We start from the raw sequence: 1,007 nt of genomic DNA, 5'->3' as shown, positions 1-1,007 counted from the left end.
CGAACCGGGAATCGGTGTATCGCCTCGTAGGCGCCGTGTTGATCGAAATGGACGAAAAATGGATATCGGGACGCAAATACCTGGATATGTCCGACTATTGGCAGTGGCGGAAAACGAAAGAGTTAGGCGTTCAAACGATGAATCAGGAAGTTTCGGCGATCAAGAAAGTGGGATAATTTCTTCGACGTGTCAAGGAGAACGTGAAATACCTCGGAAGCGAGGAGTTGCCGCGAAAGCGCCTTGACACACCTGTACTTTGACAACAATGATCATTAGTCCGGGAAGGCGACCGGCAGGGAGACTTGCCGGACTTACCTGCCATACGTCAGGTCATCAGGTCCATCTTTCTATCAAAGGGAAATTTACACAATAAAATGGACTTGACCCCATACATAGGCGCTTTCTTGTCCTCCCACGAAGAAATCCAGAATTTCTCGATACCCTTCTTCATTCACTCCTAACACCACATAAATGACTTCTTTCTTTACCGTATCGCGGCGAAGTTTCACGTACAAGCCGTCCAAATATAAGACCGAATAACGTTGGTGTAGTGGACGAGCGTGCCATTTCTCGATGTCTTCCTTCACGACATCGGTAATCCGGCTGATCGTCGCAGGAGAATAGGTGCTTCCTAGAATTCGTTCGATAAACTTGCCAATTTCCCGTGTACTCATGCCACTTTGATACATCCTAATGATTGCTTCCTCCAGCCAGCCCGTGTGCCGTTGGTAAGGGGCAAACAACTGTGTTTGAAATTCCCCGTTTCGGTCTCTTGGAACCAAAAGACCCTCAATCCGGCCATATTGCGTATCTAGATTTCGCTGATAGTAGCCGTTTCTCATATTCGGTGTTCCAGCCTGTTCGATTTCGAGGAAATTTTTCATTTCTTCCCGCATAATCAGCTCTAATTTTTCTTTCACAAATTGACGAATAACACTTTCCAGTTGATTTGCCCAGTCGACATTCGGTATACTTCTTTTAGACATAGGTAGGGTACTCCTTTCTCT

The 1,007-nt window shown here is 46.3% G+C and carries 2 pseudogenes; one reads left to right on the top strand and one right to left on the bottom strand.

The window, feature by feature from the left end:
• Nucleotides 1-176, top strand: a pseudogene (locus CCB157_RS17490) (IS256 family transposase); the annotation flags it as partial.
• A gap of 201 nt (nt 177-377) precedes the next feature.
• On the opposite strand, the pseudogene CCB157_RS17115 reads toward CCB157_RS17490, so the two are convergent.
• Nucleotides 378-986 (bottom strand): annotated as a pseudogene (locus CCB157_RS17115) (IS256 family transposase); the annotation flags it as partial.
• Nucleotides 987-1,007 lie beyond the last annotated feature (21 nt).

Source organism: Caenibacillus caldisaponilyticus (assembly GCF_002003465.1).
Classification (GTDB): Bacteria; Bacillota; Bacilli; order Bacillales; family Sporolactobacillaceae; genus Caenibacillus; species Caenibacillus caldisaponilyticus.
The sequence above is the reverse complement of the archived record's forward strand: the minus strand, read 5'-3'. Positions and strand labels throughout refer to the sequence as shown.